At 38.3% G+C, this 15,629-nt stretch carries 13 protein-coding genes; all 13 read left to right on the forward strand.

What is annotated here, in order from left to right; all coding sequences use genetic code 11:
- Nucleotides 1-138: 138 nt before the first annotated feature.
- Nucleotides 139-2,319 carry a GumC family protein gene (locus V7K84_RS30340; RefSeq protein WP_334843701.1) on the forward strand — a complete coding sequence of 727 codons (2,181 nt, stop codon included), beginning with the start codon at nucleotides 139-141 and terminating at the stop codon, nucleotides 2,317-2,319.
- 48 nt (nucleotides 2,320-2,367) lie between these two features.
- Nucleotides 2,368-3,213 carry an ABC transporter permease gene (locus tag V7K84_RS30345; RefSeq protein ID WP_334843703.1) on the forward strand — a complete coding sequence of 282 codons (846 nt, stop codon included), beginning with the start codon at nucleotides 2,368-2,370 and terminating at the stop codon, nucleotides 3,211-3,213.
- A 41-nt stretch (nucleotides 3,214-3,254) separates the two neighbouring features.
- The gene (locus V7K84_RS30350; protein ID WP_334843705.1) at nucleotides 3,255-4,580 is read left to right on the forward strand and encodes an ABC transporter ATP-binding protein; all 1,326 of its coding nucleotides are present in this window, start codon (nucleotides 3,255-3,257) and stop codon (nucleotides 4,578-4,580) included.
- Between the two features lie 97 nt (nucleotides 4,581-4,677).
- On the forward strand, nucleotides 4,678-5,913 hold the full coding sequence (locus V7K84_RS30355; RefSeq protein WP_334843707.1) for a glycosyltransferase family 4 protein: 1,236 nt from the start codon (nucleotides 4,678-4,680) through the stop codon (nucleotides 5,911-5,913).
- A 92-nt stretch (nucleotides 5,914-6,005) separates the two neighbouring features.
- Complete coding sequence (locus V7K84_RS30360; protein ID WP_334843710.1) at nucleotides 6,006-6,941, forward strand: NAD-dependent epimerase/dehydratase family protein; 936 nt, start codon at nucleotides 6,006-6,008, stop codon at nucleotides 6,939-6,941.
- 42 nt (nucleotides 6,942-6,983) lie between these two features.
- Entirely contained in the window at nucleotides 6,984-7,715 is a 732-nt protein-coding gene (locus tag V7K84_RS30365) for a methyltransferase domain-containing protein (protein ID WP_334843712.1), read from the forward strand.
- Nucleotides 7,712-8,749 carry a polysaccharide deacetylase family protein gene (locus tag V7K84_RS30370; protein WP_334843714.1) on the forward strand — a complete coding sequence of 346 codons (1,038 nt, stop codon included), beginning with the start codon at nucleotides 7,712-7,714 and terminating at the stop codon, nucleotides 8,747-8,749. The genes V7K84_RS30365 and V7K84_RS30370 overlap by 4 nt, the downstream gene beginning before the upstream one ends.
- The gene (locus V7K84_RS30375) at nucleotides 8,742-9,704 is read left to right on the forward strand and encodes a glycosyltransferase family 2 protein (protein WP_334843717.1); all 963 of its coding nucleotides are present in this window, start codon (nucleotides 8,742-8,744) and stop codon (nucleotides 9,702-9,704) included. Before V7K84_RS30370 ends, V7K84_RS30375 begins: the two co-directional genes overlap by 8 nt.
- A 128-nt stretch (nucleotides 9,705-9,832) precedes the next feature.
- A complete protein-coding gene (locus tag V7K84_RS30380) occupies nucleotides 9,833-10,846 on the forward strand; it encodes a glycosyltransferase family 2 protein (RefSeq protein ID WP_334843719.1) in 1,014 nt (337 codons plus the stop codon).
- A gap of 158 nt (nucleotides 10,847-11,004) precedes the next feature.
- On the forward strand, nucleotides 11,005-11,922 hold the full coding sequence (locus tag V7K84_RS30385) for a glycosyltransferase family 2 protein (protein ID WP_334843720.1): 918 nt from the start codon (nucleotides 11,005-11,007) through the stop codon (nucleotides 11,920-11,922).
- Nucleotides 11,923-11,960: 38 nt separating this feature from the next.
- On the forward strand, nucleotides 11,961-13,217 hold the full coding sequence (locus V7K84_RS30390) for a glycosyltransferase family 4 protein (protein ID WP_334843722.1): 1,257 nt from the start codon (nucleotides 11,961-11,963) through the stop codon (nucleotides 13,215-13,217).
- 178 nt (nucleotides 13,218-13,395) lie between these two features.
- On the forward strand, nucleotides 13,396-14,754 hold the full coding sequence (locus V7K84_RS30395; protein WP_334843723.1) for a hypothetical protein: 1,359 nt from the start codon (nucleotides 13,396-13,398) through the stop codon (nucleotides 14,752-14,754).
- 25 nt (nucleotides 14,755-14,779) lie between these two features.
- Nucleotides 14,780-15,520 carry a glycosyltransferase family 2 protein gene (locus V7K84_RS30400; RefSeq protein WP_334843724.1) on the forward strand — a complete coding sequence of 247 codons (741 nt, stop codon included), beginning with the start codon at nucleotides 14,780-14,782 and terminating at the stop codon, nucleotides 15,518-15,520.
- The last annotated feature ends 109 nt before the right edge of the window (nucleotides 15,521-15,629 follow it).

Raw genomic sequence — 15,629 nt, forward strand, 5'->3', positions numbered from 1 at the left:
AATACGGGCACTTGTATTATGACTTTTTATACAGATAATTAGTAATTAATCCTAATTATGTCCAAAAAACTATCTTGGACTACCAAAATTGTGAAGCAAAATTAGTAAAAACAATTTCAGGTATTCGTAACATACTCCATGCCCTCTAACCAAGAAGACCAAAACTCCTTAGATTTGCAGCAATACTCGCTACTTCTGAAAAGGCGTTGGCTAATTATAGCTGCGGTGACTGCCTCTATTTTTGGGCTTTCAGCTTTAAATGCTATCAAGCAAAAACCAATTTATGAAGCAGAGGGTAAGTTGCTTTTCAGTAAAACTGACCGCGTTTCTTCGCTGACAAGTCCCTCGGCACAAGTTGGGGAGTTGAGAAGTGTGACTGAAATCAACAGTCCGTTGGATACAGAAGCAGAGGTCATTCGTTCTAATCCAATAGTTGAGAAAACTATTGCTAGTCTCAGGTTGGTAGATAAGCAAGGAACACCCTTGGAAATAAATGAGTTTCTCCAAAAAGTCAAAATTAAAAGTGTTCGAGGTACAGATATTTTGGCGATTTCGTACAGCAGCAGCAATCCGGAAGAAGCCGCAGATGTTGTGAATTCGCTGATGAAATATTACCTGGAGAACAATATTCAGATTAACCAAGCCCAAGCGACAGTGGCAAAGAAGTTTTTACGCAAGCAATTGCCTGAAGTTGAAGCAAGGGTAGCCAGATCGGAAGCAGCTTTGCGTCGATTTAAAGAAGGAAATCGGGTAATCGCTTTAGAGCAAGAAGCAACAAAAGGAGTGGACAAACTCGCGAATTTATCAGACCAGATTACCCAAGCCCAGGCAAATTTAACGGATGCTGAGACTCGCTCAAAACTTCTGCAACGTCAATTGAGGTTGAATTCGCAGCAGGCTGTGGATATGGGGAATTTAAGTCAATCAAAAGCTGTGCAGGAAGTATTAACACAATACCAACAGGTGCAAAACCAGTTAGCAGTAGAAAAGACTCGCTATACAGACAAACATCCGACGATCTCTAATTTGTTAGCAAAAGAAGCAGCCCTCAAAAAGCAGCTAGAGACGCGAATTTTTGAGAATGCAGATAGAGAAAAATCTGTACCAGCCCAGAATTTAGGGATGGGAGAACTCAAGCAGACTCTACTGGCCCAACTGGTACAGTCGGATGTAGAACGTTCAGCATTAGCTAACCGAATTACAGTTTTGCAGAATGCATACACACTTTCCCAAAGACGATTGAGTGTTTTACCTCAACTGCAAGAAAAACAGCAACAGCTAGAGCGACAGTTGCAAGTTGCTACATCTACTTATGAAGAACTGCTAAAGCGATCGCAAGAAGTCGATGTAGTAGTAAATCAGAATGTCGGTAATGCCAGAGTAATATCTGCGGCTTTACTTCCTAAAAATGCTCTTCCTTCCAAAATTGCCTTTCACCTAGCGCTGGGTGGATTTTTGGGAATTTTGCTGGGTGTAGGGGTAGCTTCGATCTTAGAAGCTATGGATCGATCCCTCAAAACTCTTGAGCAAGCCCAGCAGTTATTAGGTTATTCTTTACTCGGTACGATTCCTCATTTGGCTCAAAAAGCTAAAAACAGTGGGGAAAGTTTAGTCGTAGCAGTCAAAGATAATTCATATTCGGAAGCAAGTTCAGCCTTTGAGATGCTTCAAACGAGCCTGGATTTTACTATCTCCGATCGACCATTAAAAGTAATTGCCGTAGTTAGTTCAGCTCCAGGTGAAGGTAAATCATTTGTGGCTGCAAATTTGGCAGTAGCTCAGGCACACATGGGGCGCAGAATCCTATTAGTAGATGCGGATATGCGTCACTCTTCCCAACAGGAAATCTGGAAACGATCTAATCCAGTCGGACTAAGTAATGTTTTAGTTGGTCAAGTAGAGTTTCGCAACGCCACCCAAGAAGTATTAGTTAACTTGGATTTATTAACAGCTGGGACAATCCTGGCGAAACCCGCAGCATTGCTAGATTCGCAGCGCATGGCTTTGTTAATTCAAGAGGCAATTAAAGACTATGATTGCGTGATTATTGATACTCCTGCCTTGAGTTTGTTTGGTGATGCACTCATGCTGGGCAAGATGGCAGATGGGATATTGCTAGTTGTACATCCTGGAGTGCTTGATCGTGCTGTTGCTAAGAGTACGAAAATCATGCTAGAGCAAGCGCGATCGCATGTTTTAGGAATGGTGGTAAATGGGGTTACTGCTGAAAAGGCGTCTGGTTACTATCACTCTAAGGGGTCTTACGGTGGAAAAAAGTCTGCTTTGAGTCAGATAAATTTGCCTGGGATAAGAGCTTGATGAAGTTTATTGACTTGACTATAGGTTAATGGGGATAGGGGTATTTTCATGATCGAAAAACAGACAATCGAACCTCGGCAGAAATTAGTCATTAAGGCAGGGCAAACCGAGCAGCAGTACTGGCAGGATATTTGGAAGTATCGGGAGTTGTTTTACTTCTTGGCTTGGCGAGACATCTTGGTGCGCTATAAGCAAACGGCCATCGGGCTGGCTTGGGCATTGCTGCGACCTTTTTTAACAACAGTTGTGTTTACGCTGGTATTTGGTGTTTTACTCAAGGCTCCGTCGGCAGGTGCGCCTTACCCGATTGTGGTCTTTTCGGCGATGCTACCTTGGCAGTTCTTTTCCAATGCCTTGAGTGAGTGTAGTAATAGCTTAATTAGTAATTCTAATTTAATTTCTAAAGTTTATTTTCCGCGTTTGATTGTGCCAACGAGTGCGGTGATTGTGAGTTTTGTGGATTTTATGATTTCTGCGATCATCCTGTTGGGCTTTATGGCGTGGTATAACTTTGTGCCGGATTGGCGAATTTTAACGCTGCCGTTGTTTATTGCGATCGCATTTGCGGCGGCGATCGGGGCGGGATTATGGCTGGCGGCATTAAACGTGGAATATCGAGATTTCCGGTATATTGTGCCGTTTATTGTACAGTTTGGACTCTATATCTCGCCGGTGGGTTTTAGTAGTAGTGTGGTGCCGGAACAGTGGCGACTACTTTACTCCTTAAATCCAATGGTGGGTGTGATTGATGGGTTCCGGTGGGCAATTTTGGGTAAAGACTTTGCTATTTATTTACCCGGATTTCTCTTGTCCGTAGGGTTAGTCATCTTAGTCCTGATTACCGGAATTTACTATTTCCGCCGAATGGAGCGCAAGTTTGCGGACATTATTTAGACACAGCGTTTCAGGAACTGTTAGCAGAGGTTGGAGGATATATGGCAGATACGGTGGTTAAGGTTGAGAACTTAAGTAAGAGCTATGTGTTGAGCCATCAGCAGGAGGGATATCGCTATAAGGCGTTGCGCGATGTGATGGTGGATGGGGCGAAATCGCTCGCGAAGACGTTTAACCCCTTTAATCAAAACGCAAAACGCAAAACGCAAAACTCGAATCATGAGGAATTTTGGGCAGTCAAGGATCTGTCGTTTGAGATTAAGCAGGGCGATCGGGTTGGAATTATTGGGCGGAATGGAGCGGGCAAATCGACGCTGCTGAAGCTTTTGAGCCGGATTACGGAACCTACTCATGGCAGTATTGAGATTACGGGGCGAGTGGCGAGTTTGCTAGAGGTGGGGACAGGCTTTCATCCTGAGCTGACAGGGCGGGAAAATATTTACCTCAATGGCGCGATTTTGGGCATGAGTCGGGAACAGATCAAACGCAAGTTTGATGAAATTGTTGATTTTGCAGAGATTGAAAAATTTTTAGATACGCCTGTTAAACGCTACTCCTCTGGGATGTATGTACGCCTCGCATTCTCGGTTGCGGCACATTTAGAGCCAGATGTTTTGATTGTGGATGAGGTTTTAGCAGTTGGAGATGCAAATTTTCAGAAAAAATGTCTTGGCAAAATGCAGGAAGTATCCAACAATCAAGCTCGAACAGTTCTATTTGTAAGTCACAATATTGAAGCAATTCAACGGCTATGTTCTAAATGTTTGTTACTAAATAAGGGGCAGCTAATTAATTACGGGAATACAAACAACGTGATGACTCAATATTTATCTAGTAACTATTATTCTTGTCAAGCTTTCCCCAAAAAGTGGATAAGTTTAAGCGATGCACATCGAAATGGCAATGGACAAGCTCGTTTTCTCGCTGTTCAATATAGTAGTTCAAAAAAAGATATTTCTTTTAATGCTTATTCAAATGGTGAACTTGAATTTCTACTGAAGATTGAATCAGATTCCTCAAGAAATATTGGAAGTCTTGCAGTTGTTGTGTATAACCAGTACGGTATAAAATTAGTCAATGCGGATATTGTATCACTTGGACAAATAATATCCCTTCAGCAGGGAGAGAATATAGTTAAATTAAATATTGAAAAGCTACATTTAAAATCAGGTACTTATGTAATTGGTCTTTGGCTTTCCGATTCTTCCTTTAATACTATCTTTGATTTTATTGAGTCGGCATTTGAAATAGAGGTAGTTGAACTTCCATCCGAAGAGTTTGCTATAACATGTGATGGTTTAGTAACCTGTAACTTTCAAGCATTCTCAGCGCCAATCGCCGATTCAAATCTAAATTACAACACATAGAAGTCTTTCAATGAGAGATTTATGGAAATAGTTTGATGTTTATTTTATACAACGAAAAGACATCTATTCTGATACAAGATAGATAAGGTAACAAGGTATGGAAAAGCAAAATATTCTTTATTTCACGAGTTATCCTTTAGACCCTAATAATGGTTGTGGGATGGCACTTTTAAATGATATTTATCAATTATCTCAGATAGAAAATATCAACCTTTATGTTGCCGCTACTTGTAACGAAAGTAGTCAAGTAGAAACCAAAATACAATTAGAAAAACTTAAAGTTAAATATTACTTAACTACTCGATTAAATCCTTGTGAAAAAAAAGAAAGTTTCTTAAAAGAAGTAGTAAAAACATATAAAAGGTTAGCGTACAAATTACGATCGACTTTTAGCTTCCAAAATGTAACGTACTACAATTGGGAGCGAGCAAAAGATATTTCTGAATATTTAACTGAACTCTGCGATCGACTCTCAATCAAAGTTGTTATTGTTGAACAGCTATATAGTATTTTATGGTTTAAAAATTTCCTTAAACTTAAACAAAAAAAGATATATCTTGCTACTGATAAAGAAGCAGAATTTTTTAAAGCCCTTGCTCCCTATAATTGGTTCAATTACAAATCTAAATTTAGTATTTTTATTAGTTATTTAAGACTAAAAGTTTTTGAAAAAAAAGTCTGTGAATTGGCTGATAAATGTATATTTATGTCCGAAGCAGATATTCCCAACTATTTACTAGCTAATGAAAAAGCATCGATCAATTCACAAATACTCCCACCTAAACTCGTCGGCTGGCATTATACAAATTCAAAAACAGTTTTCTTTGCTGGTAATATTAATTTTCATTTCAATTTCTTAGCGGTAAAATGGTTAATCTGTGAATTATCTCCGAGATTATTAAAACTAAATAATAAAATAAAAATTGTTATTACTGGTACAGATTTTCATAATATGCCTAAAGATTGGACTATAGAAAGTAACGTTCATATTCCTGGCTTTATTCCTAAAGAACAGCTTGAGATTTTGTTTCAGACTTCCGATATTTTTATATGTCCTATTGATAATGATTTTTCCGTGAAAATGAAATTAGTTGAATGTGTTTCTTATGGAATGCCTTTCTTTGCAACTGAGCCTTGTCTTAAAGCATTACCATATTTATCTGGTTTGCCAATTTTAGATATTAATAGCCCTGACGAAGCAGCAGCTTATATTTGTGATACTTTATCGAGGAGAGAAGTCTTAGAGGAATTAAGTCACCGAATCTTCGAAGATGCTTTTAATTTTGCTAATACTCGAAAAGATTGGTGGATAAAAACTGTTTTAGACATATAAATATTCAATTTTAAATATTGAGATAACTATCAAAATTTATTTATCTCAATTTATAAAAATTGTCAAACACTAGTTATTACAACATAACCAAAATGACTACTTTCCATCAATCAGTTTTAGTTACTGGGGTAGCGGGATTTATTGGTCGTTACGTTGCTCGGTATTTCTCAGAGCAAGGTTGGTCGGTAATAGGCGTTGATAATTCGCCTCCTGAAAATGCTCCTCTTCACAACTTAACAGCCTATCATCGTCTCAAATTACCCGACCTCTCCTTAAATAACTTATTAAAGGAATATTCTCCTAACATTTGCATTCATTGTGCAGGACGTGCCTCTGTTGGCTTATCGCTTATAGAACCCGATGTTGACTTTCAATCTAACACAGCTTTAACTTTTGAAATTTTAAATGCGTTGCGAATTAATGCCCCTAGATGTCGATTTATTTTTCTTTCTAGTGCAGCTATTTATGGAAATCCAGAGTCATTACCTATTGGAGAAACTCAACGCTGTAACCCCATTTCCCCTTATGGATTTCATAAGTTACAAAGCGAACAACTATGTTTAGAATTTAGCAAAGTTTATGATTTACCAACTGCAAGTGTACGAATTTTTTCTGCTTATGGTCCGGGTTTACGCCGTCAAGTCCTTTGGGATATTTGCCGACAAGCAATTTATCAACCCATAGTTAAGTTACAAGGAACTGGCAAAGAAAGCCGTGATTTTATTCATGTACTCGACATTGCCAAAGCTTTATTAGTAGTAGCAACTTCTGCACCAATGCAAGGAGAAACATATAATTTTGCAAGTGGAAGAGAAGTTACAATTTCAGAACTAGCGGAGATGGTGTTTAAATCCTTAGACTACAAAGGTAGTGTTGAGTTTGATGGAATGGTTCCTGTTGGAACCCCCATTAATTGGCAAGCTGATGTTACAAAATTAGGAAGTCTAGGAATAACCGATTTTTTATCTTTAGAACGGGGTGTCCGTGTTTATGCAAATTGGAGTTATGCAGAACTGTTGGGCATATAGTTCTTCTTTAAAAAAGCCATACTCATTAAAAGAATTTTTATCATGAACACAGAACAGTTAAAAATAATCATCCAAAAGATATTACCATCTCCTACCCACCACTGGCTAAAATCTCAATATAATAAGGTACGCCTGGGTACTCTGCAAAGCTTAAAACCTATAAATTCAGGTTGGGGTTTTGAACAAGGAAAACCAATTGACCGCTACTATATTGAGAATTTTTTGGGTCGCCATTCAAATGATATTTATGGACACGTATTAGAAATTGGAGATAACTATTATACTCAGCAATTTGGAGGCGATCGCGTTACTAAAAGCGATGTATTGCACGTTCAAGATAACCCCAATGCAACAATCATCGCAGACCTAACAGATGCGGGACATATACCATCAAATACATTTGACAGCTTTGTTTTGGTTCAGACGCTTCAGCTAATTTACGAAGTGCGACTAGCGCTGAAAACAACCTACAGAATTATGAAACCAGGAGGTGTTGTTCTGGCTACGTTTCCGGGAATCACACCACTCAAAGATGAGGAATGGAACAATTGCTGGTGTTGGAATTTTACAGCCCTATCTGCACAGCGACTGTTTGAGGAGGTTTTTCCTAAAGAGAATATTCAAGTCGAAACCCACGGAAATGCTTTGGCAGCTACAGCTTTTCTTCAAGGATTGGTAGTTCAAGATATACCCAAGGGAAAGCTAGATTATCATGACCGTAGCTACGAGGTAACTATCACCGTCAGAGCAGTGAAACCTGAGGTGATGGAATGAAAATACTTGGAAGTGACAAATTGCAGCGAGCGATTCGACGGCTCCAGAAAAATTTAGCATCCTCTAAGGGGCTTATTTTGATGTACCATCGCGTCGCTGAGGTAGAATTAGACCCCTGGAGTCTGTGCGTAACTCCCCAGTACTTTGCCGAACAACTAGAAGTTTTACAAAAAAAAACCCACCCCATTAGCCTCAAGCAATTCGTGCAAGCGCATCGAGATGGCAAAATTCCAGATAGAGCAGTGGTTGTCACCTTTGATGACGGTTATGCAGACAATCTCCATCATGCCAAACCAATACTTGAGGGCTACAGCATTCCAGCCACGGTTTTCGTGAGTACTGGCTACATAGGAAAAGAGCGTGAGTTTTGGTGGGATGAATTAGAACGGCTACTTTTGCAACCAGGCACATTACCTGAGAAACTTTCTCTGAATATTAATGGTAGCCTTTGTCACTGGGAGCTGGGTCAAGCAGCCAATTACACTGAACAAGACTATCAAAGCGATCGCATTTGTAAAGCCTGGGAAGCTAAACCCGGTTCTCGAATGTCTTTCTATTACTCAATTTGGCAAGTATTACTACCTTTACCGGAACGAGAATGTATAAAAGCTCTAGACGAGTTAGTAATTTGGGCTAATGCCGAATCTACGGTACGCAAGACTCACCGCTCCCTTTTACCGGAAGAAGTGTGTGCTTTGGGGCAAGGGGATTTAGTAGAAATTGGCGCTCACACAGTTACCCATCCATTTCTTTCAGCACAATCAACAGAATTACAAAGGTATGAAATCCAGCAAAGCAAAGCTGCTTTAGAGGAGATGCTCAATTGTCCCGTGACAAGTTTTTCCTATCCATTTGGTAATTACACTCCAGAAACCCTGGAACTGACTCGAACTATTGGATTTGACTGTGCTTGCACTACAACTGAAGACATTGTATGGCGACAGAGCAACAGTTTTCAATTGCCTCGCTTCGGGATTGAAAACTGGAATGGGGAAGAATTTGCCAAGCAATTAGCGAGGTGGTTTCATGGTTGAACAGATAAATAACAAACCGTTAGTTTCCTGCATCATCATCTTTTTGAACGGTATTGAAAAGTTCTTTATAGAAGCAATAGAAAGCATTTTCGCTCAAACCTATGACAATTGGGAACTTTCGTTAGCAGATGACGGCTCAACCGACGAGAGTACAGCTATTGCGTTGCGATATGCCCAACAACACCCTAACAAAGTGCGCTATTTGGAGCATGAAGGTCATCAAAATCGCGGTATGAGTGCAACGCGCAATCTGGGAATTCGCCATGCAAAAGGTGAATATATTGCTTTACTAGATGCAGATGATATCTGGTTGCCACAAAAACTGGAGAAGCAGGTAGCAATATTAGAAGCTCACCCAGAAGCAGGTATGGTTTATGGCTCTACTCTGATGTGGTTTAGCTGGACGGGTAATCCTGAAGATGCGAAGCGCGATCGCCAACGAACTCTAGGTGTAGAACCTGATACCCTACTAAAACCGCCAACACTGCTCAAGTTGTTTTTGAAAGGCAAAGCCGAAACACCAGGCACCTGTAGCGTCCTCATACGTCGCAAACTCGTTCAAGATGTCGGTGGCTTTGAGGAGTCCTTCCGAGGAATGTTTGAAGATCAAGCCTTTTTTGCCAAAGTCTGTGTCAAAGCATCTGTCTTTGTAGAAAGTGGCTGTTGGGATAGGTATCGACAACACACAAAAAGCTCCTGTTATGTTGCACAAGCTTCAGCACAATATAATCCACTCAAACCCAATTCTACCCACTTAATTTTCTTGACCTGGTTAGAGAAATATTTGTGCGAGCAAGGATACCAGGATACTGAGATTTTACAAGCATTAAATAAAGCATTATGGCCTTATCAGCACCCACGAATATTTTACTTGTTGCAATTTTTTCAAGATGTTGCTCAATCTTTTACGAGGAGTATAAAAAAAGCTGTGAAATTCATATTAAGACAGACATAGACTAAACCTAATGACTTGTCAAGAATTAATTGACGGATAGTTTTTCACAATAACTTAAAGAAATTATTTGATTACAGCAATAAAAAACAAATTAACTGAACACCTGAACTAACGAAAAGCCAATTATTATGAATGAGCTATACCCTTTTCGATCTGTTATTCAACCTGTGCCCGATGGAGAACCACGACCTTTATGGTCAGTGATGATTCCCACCTACAACTGTGCAAACTATTTGCGTGAAACATTAGCAAGTGTGTTATCACAAGACCCAGGATCGGAGATAATGCAAATAGAGGTGGTTGATGACCACTCCACCAAGGACGATCCTGAAGCTATTGTTAAAGAATTAGCAGGCGATCGCGTTAGTTTTTATCGCCAACCAGAAAATGTTGGACATGTTAAGAACTTTACCACCTGCCTAGAGCGATCGCGTGGCAAACTCATCCATCTTTTGCATGGTGATGATTGCATTCGGGAAGGCTTTTATCGCAAGATGCAACAAGCATTTGATAACCAGCCAGAAATAGGAGCCGCTTTCTGCCGTCACATTTTTATGGATGAGGCAGGGCACTGGCGACACTTTTCTGAGATATTACAACCTCAAAGCGGTGCGATCGATAATTGGTTGGAAAAAATTATAGTCAAACAATATCTTCAAACTCCTTCTATTGTTGTTCGCCGACAAGTATATGAAAAGTTAGGTAGTTTTGATCGTCGATTTTGTTTTTATTATGAAGACTGGGAAATGTGGGTACGAATTGCCGCACAATACCCTGTATGGTATGAAATTGAACCACTAGCTATTTATCGGCTACATTCTGTATCTAACACTGGACAAACTGTGCGTACAGGTAAAAACATGCAAGAGGTACGCCGTGGGTTGGAAATTGTACAGTCCTATTTGCCTGCTTATCTGCCACAATCAACAATCGATCGCCTGATCGATGCCAATAAAAAACACTCGGCAATCTGTGCTCTCAGAACAGCCCAAAATATGCTGATGATTGGCGATATACCTGCTGCGATCGCACAAATTCGAGAGGCATTTAAATGCAGTATTTCACCAAAGGTTATGGCATATTTTATTTACTTTGCTACCCAAGCTGGATTGAAACGTTCGCTGTCATTTTATCGAAGTTAAATAAACTAAATAATACCAATCGTCGAAAATAATGAGATAGTTCCTCCAGTCATTGAAATGCTTCCAGGCTTGTTTATTGTTTTACGACTTTAGAACTTACGCACTGTACAAACGCATTATCTCGTGTATCAACTTTCAGAAAGAAAGGTATTGTCAAAATGCAAACTCCAGTTGCGTTCATCATTTTTAATCGCCCAGATAGAACCGCAAAAGTGTTTGAGGCAATTCGCCAAGCGCGTCCACCGATGCTCCTAGTTGCAGCGGATGGGCCTCGTGTAAATCGAACAGGAGAGTCCGAAAAATGTGCTGAAACTCGATCGATAATCGATCGAGTAGACTGGCCCTGCGAAGTCTTAACCAATTATTCTGACATCAATATGGGAATGAAGCAGCGAGAAGCTACTGCTTTTTCTTGGGTATTTGACATCGTTGAAGAAGCTATTCTTCTGGAAGACGACTGTTTACCTCATCCGACATTTTTTCCCTATTGCGAAGAATTATTGAGGTATTACCGTCATGATGAGCGAGTCATGACAATTTCTGGAGATAATACCCCCTTGGGCAATCCTAGAAATCGGCAGATTCAGGATAGCTATTACTTTTCGATTTATGCCCGAACATGGGGATGGGCAACTTGGCGTAGGGCATGGCAACATTACGATCTGGAAATGAAAAAGTGGTCAACCATTCGCGACGAGGGCTGGCTAAAAGACATTCTCAGAGATTCCAGAGAAGTCGAATTTTGGCAAAACCAATTTCAATCTACCTATGATGGTTTTGATACTTGGGACTATCAATGGATGCTTTGTTCCTGGTTACAAAATGCCTTGAGCATTATCCCCACAGTTAATTTGATTAGCAATCTGGGATTCGATCTGGATGGAACCAATACAACAGATCGAGGCGATCCACGCTCCAATGTTCCGACACAAGCCGTGCAATTTCCATTACAACATCCGCCCTTCACGATCCCAGATCGCCAAGCCGATCGCTTCACAAGAGAAAATGTTTATATGCCAAGTCTCTTGAAACGTGTGCAGAGAAAGCTCAGAAAAACATTCAAAAATTTAAAATAATTTGTCGAACTGTTAATGTTTAACTATTGAATCTACTTATGCAAATTATTCATACTAGTTATTCTGATTTATCTGGAGGTGCTGCTCGTGCAGCTTACCGGATTCATCGTTGTCTGTTACAGGCAGATATAGACTCTCGGATGCAAGTTTTGTCAAAGAGTTCTGACGATCCAACAGTTAGAGGTAATTCATTAAAAATCGGAAGAATAACAACAGAAATTCGCACAGGTATTGGTTTATTAGCCAAAAAAACCATCAAAAGTTCCGATCCAACGCGTTATTCAGCAGGGATTCTTCCTTCTAATTGGGTAAAATATTTCCATGCCTCTGATGCAGATGTAATAAATCTTCATTGGGTAGGTGCAGAGACTTTATCCATTCGTGAAATTGGTCAAATTCGTAAACCGATAGTGTGGACGTTTCACGATATGTGGGCTTTTTGTGGAGCAGAACACTATACAAGCGATGGACTTAATGCTCGCTGGCGTGAGGGTTATCGAGCAGACAATCGTCCACAAGACGAGTCTGGTTTCGATTTAAATCGTTGGACTTGGGAACGAAAGCAACGTAACTGGAAATATCCTTTTCATATTGTTTGTCCTAGTAACTGGCTAGCAGATTGCGTTCGCAATAGTGCATTGATGGCAGATTGTCCCGTCTCAGTAATACCATATCCCTTAGATTTAGATAGCTTTCGTCCGATTGAAAAGACATTAGCACGACAGCTTTTGAATTTACCTCAACAGCGATCGTTAATTTTATTTGGGGCTTTGGGCGGAACTAACGATTCCCGCAAAGGTATTGATTTATTATTACAAGCCATCAGTTTTCTTGAAACTCAACAGTTAAAAGATATTGAAATAGTAATTTTTGGACAATCATCTCCGCCACAAGTTCCTAAATTGGGTTTCCCACTTCGATACACAGGACATCTTGCTGATGATATTTCTCTCGCTCTACTCTATTCTGCTGCTGATGTTTTTGTTGCACCTTCTAGACAAGATAATTTACCGAATACAGTTATTGAGGCAATAGCCTGTGGTACTCCTACTGTTGCCTTCAAAATTGGAGGAATGCCTGATTTAATTCAGCATAAGGTGTCAGGCTATTTGGCACAACCATACGAAGCAGAAGATTTAGCAACAGGAATTCAATGGGTCTTACAACAACAAAAAGAAAGTAAATCTCTTAGTTTAGCAGCCCGTCGTCATGCAGAATATATGTTTGATCCAGTTCGGATCGCACAGCAGTACGTTGCGGTTTATAAGGAAGCAATGAATATACAAAAAAAGTGAGTAACTATATAGGGCTTGATGAAAAAGCCCCCACAGTGGATTTAAGAATTCACACAGCTTGATAAATAGTAGCTTCGTAACAGAGTCTCATCAAATTTGTTTAGCAACCTCCCAAAGAAAGTGCAAGAGTTTTGAGTCTATCGAGGTGATAATGTTGCACTTATAATATCTAAAAATTATGCTTCTTAAATTCATCCCAGAAAAGGATAAAATCCATTCAATACATAAAATTTTTTCTTTGTTTGGCAATTTTAAAAATTTTATTTTGATATTTGGTCTAGCTATTTGGGCTATTATTCCGTTATTAGGTGTAGTTTTTATACTTGCATATTGCCAAATTAATGTTTCCCAAAATCAAATAGTAGGAAGCCAAAAACGTGTACTCAATATATTTCCAATCTTACTAGTTTTATTTACAGTAACTACATATATAGCCAGCTTTGAGCCATTTCGAGATACAATTGTATATCTTGATATTTATTCTTCGCTTCAGAAAGAAACAGGGTTGACTATTCCAGATATCGAACTAGAACCAGTCTCTTTCATTTTGCCTAAATATTTGAGTGTATTAATAGGGCCTAGTCAACTGAGTTTTTTATTCCTTCAATCTTTGAGCATGAATACGGCTTTCACCGTTTTATCCATGCTATTTATGCCCAATTTTTATCCATTAATCATATTAATTAATGTAACGACTCAAGGATATTATTTTCAACTATTTTGGATGAGGCAAATTTATTCATGGATATTTATAATACCTGCTATCTATATTGATAATTTTGCGATCGCTTGTCTTTGTATATATGTCGGCTATTGGACACACAAATCTTCTTTAATGTATATTTTTGGCATATTACCTGGACTATTCAAGTATAAATTTATTAATGCATTAAATCCATTCAAATCGTTTTCTAAATATTTTAATAATAGATTTAGTATTATTATTTGTTTTGGCTCGATACTTTTATTTTCATCAGTAATAATGAAATCACTGCTAAATTTGACAAGTTCATTATCATCTTTTGATGGTTCTGTATCTCAGAGAATCGATATTTATGGCGGTGGCGGTGATGATTACAGTTTTGGAGATAAGATTAAAAATCAAATACGCCCTATTCTTGATTATACTATTATCTCTATATTTATCTTGAGATCCGATCTAAGCAAAATAAATAGAGTATATAGCAAAACAAATAGAAGATATATAAGATGGATTACAACATTCTTTTTGCTTTTCTTACTTTATTTTGGGTCTTTAACGTATGGATTTAATTTGAGAATTACCAGTATCTTTTTTTGCATACCTGGTTTTTTTTATATTATCGCTCTCTCTTCCGACAAATTTGATAGTGCCTATAGATATGATACTTTTATATTTATGTTGGCAATTGTTTTCAGGATGATTTACTTTTTTGTTAGTATCACATCTCCTCAAAGCTACCTAACTTTTTGGAATGGTGAACCGCTAACTACACCAATCAGTGAATATTTTTACCTTTTTTATCAGTTTGTATTAAACATAATTAATTATAACTAATATGAATAATTGCCAAGTCTCAATAGTGACGATATCCAAAAATAACTACCAAGGATTACAAAAAACCTTACAATCAGTCAAAGAACAAGACTATAAAATAATAGAGCATATTGTTATTGATGGAGATTCTGATGATGGAAGTAAAGAGTTTTTAGATTCATATACCCATTCTAAAAATTATATTTATTTGTCAGAACTAGATAATGGTATATCTAGCGCATTTAATAAAGGGTTACAAAAAAGTAATGGGGATTTAATTTTCTTCTTAAACTCTGGAGATGTATTCTTTTCCAAAACAGTGATTTCTGAAGTTGTGCAAAGTTATATGCAACATAAATGGAAATGTGCTATTGGTGTCACAGTCACTACAAGTTTTGCTGGAGAAACCATATTTTATCGTCCGCCACAACTGTCATCGAAGTTTCTAAAATACTTTATGTTTTTACCACACCAGGGTTTTTTCTGTGAAACTTCTCTACATAAGAATTACAAATACAATGAATCTCTCAAAATTTCTATGGATTACGAGTTATTTCTACGAATGCTCAAAAATATAACAATCTTTTATTTACCTACAGTAATATCAATACGCGAACCTGGAGGTATTTCTAGCCAAACTCAAAAGAGAATTAGCGAGCATTCACAAATACGTTTGATTTACGCTAATAAAATCCATGAAAAATTGATAATTAGCATTTGGAATAGATTGATTATACTTAAAAATAATCTCAAAATTGACTCACCTTTTGCATCAAAAAATGAATAAATCAAATATTACATTAGCGAATATTTACTAAGACTTCAGTCACCTCAAATATTTATTTTAGAAATAACCGCGTTTTTATCCATTTGTGAATTATGCATATAATATATCT

This window comes from Nostoc sp., assembly GCF_036917315.1.
Taxonomy (GTDB): domain Bacteria; phylum Cyanobacteriota; class Cyanobacteriia; order Cyanobacteriales; family Nostocaceae; genus Nostoc.

What these genes read in the sequence shown, in the direction of transcription:
- V7K84_RS30345 (WP_334843703.1), top strand. Translation starts at nt 2,368, where the DNA reads ATGATCGAAAAACAGACAATCGAACCTCGGCAGAAATTAGTCATTAAG.
- V7K84_RS30385 (WP_334843720.1), top strand. Translation starts at nt 11,005, where the DNA reads ATGCAAACTCCAGTTGCGTTCATCATTTTTAATCGCCCAGATAGAACC.
- V7K84_RS30340 (WP_334843701.1), top strand. Translation starts at nt 139, where the DNA reads ATGCCCTCTAACCAAGAAGACCAAAACTCCTTAGATTTGCAGCAATAC.
- V7K84_RS30365 (WP_334843712.1), top strand. Translation starts at nt 6,984, where the DNA reads ATGAACACAGAACAGTTAAAAATAATCATCCAAAAGATATTACCATCT.
- V7K84_RS30395 (WP_334843723.1), top strand. Translation starts at nt 13,396, where the DNA reads ATGCTTCTTAAATTCATCCCAGAAAAGGATAAAATCCATTCAATACAT.
- V7K84_RS30360 (WP_334843710.1), top strand. Translation starts at nt 6,006, where the DNA reads ATGACTACTTTCCATCAATCAGTTTTAGTTACTGGGGTAGCGGGATTT.
- V7K84_RS30350 (WP_334843705.1), top strand. Translation starts at nt 3,255, where the DNA reads ATGGCAGATACGGTGGTTAAGGTTGAGAACTTAAGTAAGAGCTATGTG.
- V7K84_RS30355 (WP_334843707.1), top strand. Translation starts at nt 4,678, where the DNA reads ATGGAAAAGCAAAATATTCTTTATTTCACGAGTTATCCTTTAGACCCT.
- V7K84_RS30380 (WP_334843719.1), top strand. Translation starts at nt 9,833, where the DNA reads ATGAATGAGCTATACCCTTTTCGATCTGTTATTCAACCTGTGCCCGAT.
- V7K84_RS30390 (WP_334843722.1), top strand. Translation starts at nt 11,961, where the DNA reads ATGCAAATTATTCATACTAGTTATTCTGATTTATCTGGAGGTGCTGCT.
- V7K84_RS30370 (WP_334843714.1), top strand. Translation starts at nt 7,712, where the DNA reads ATGAAAATACTTGGAAGTGACAAATTGCAGCGAGCGATTCGACGGCTC.
- V7K84_RS30375 (WP_334843717.1), top strand. Translation starts at nt 8,742, where the DNA reads ATGGTTGAACAGATAAATAACAAACCGTTAGTTTCCTGCATCATCATC.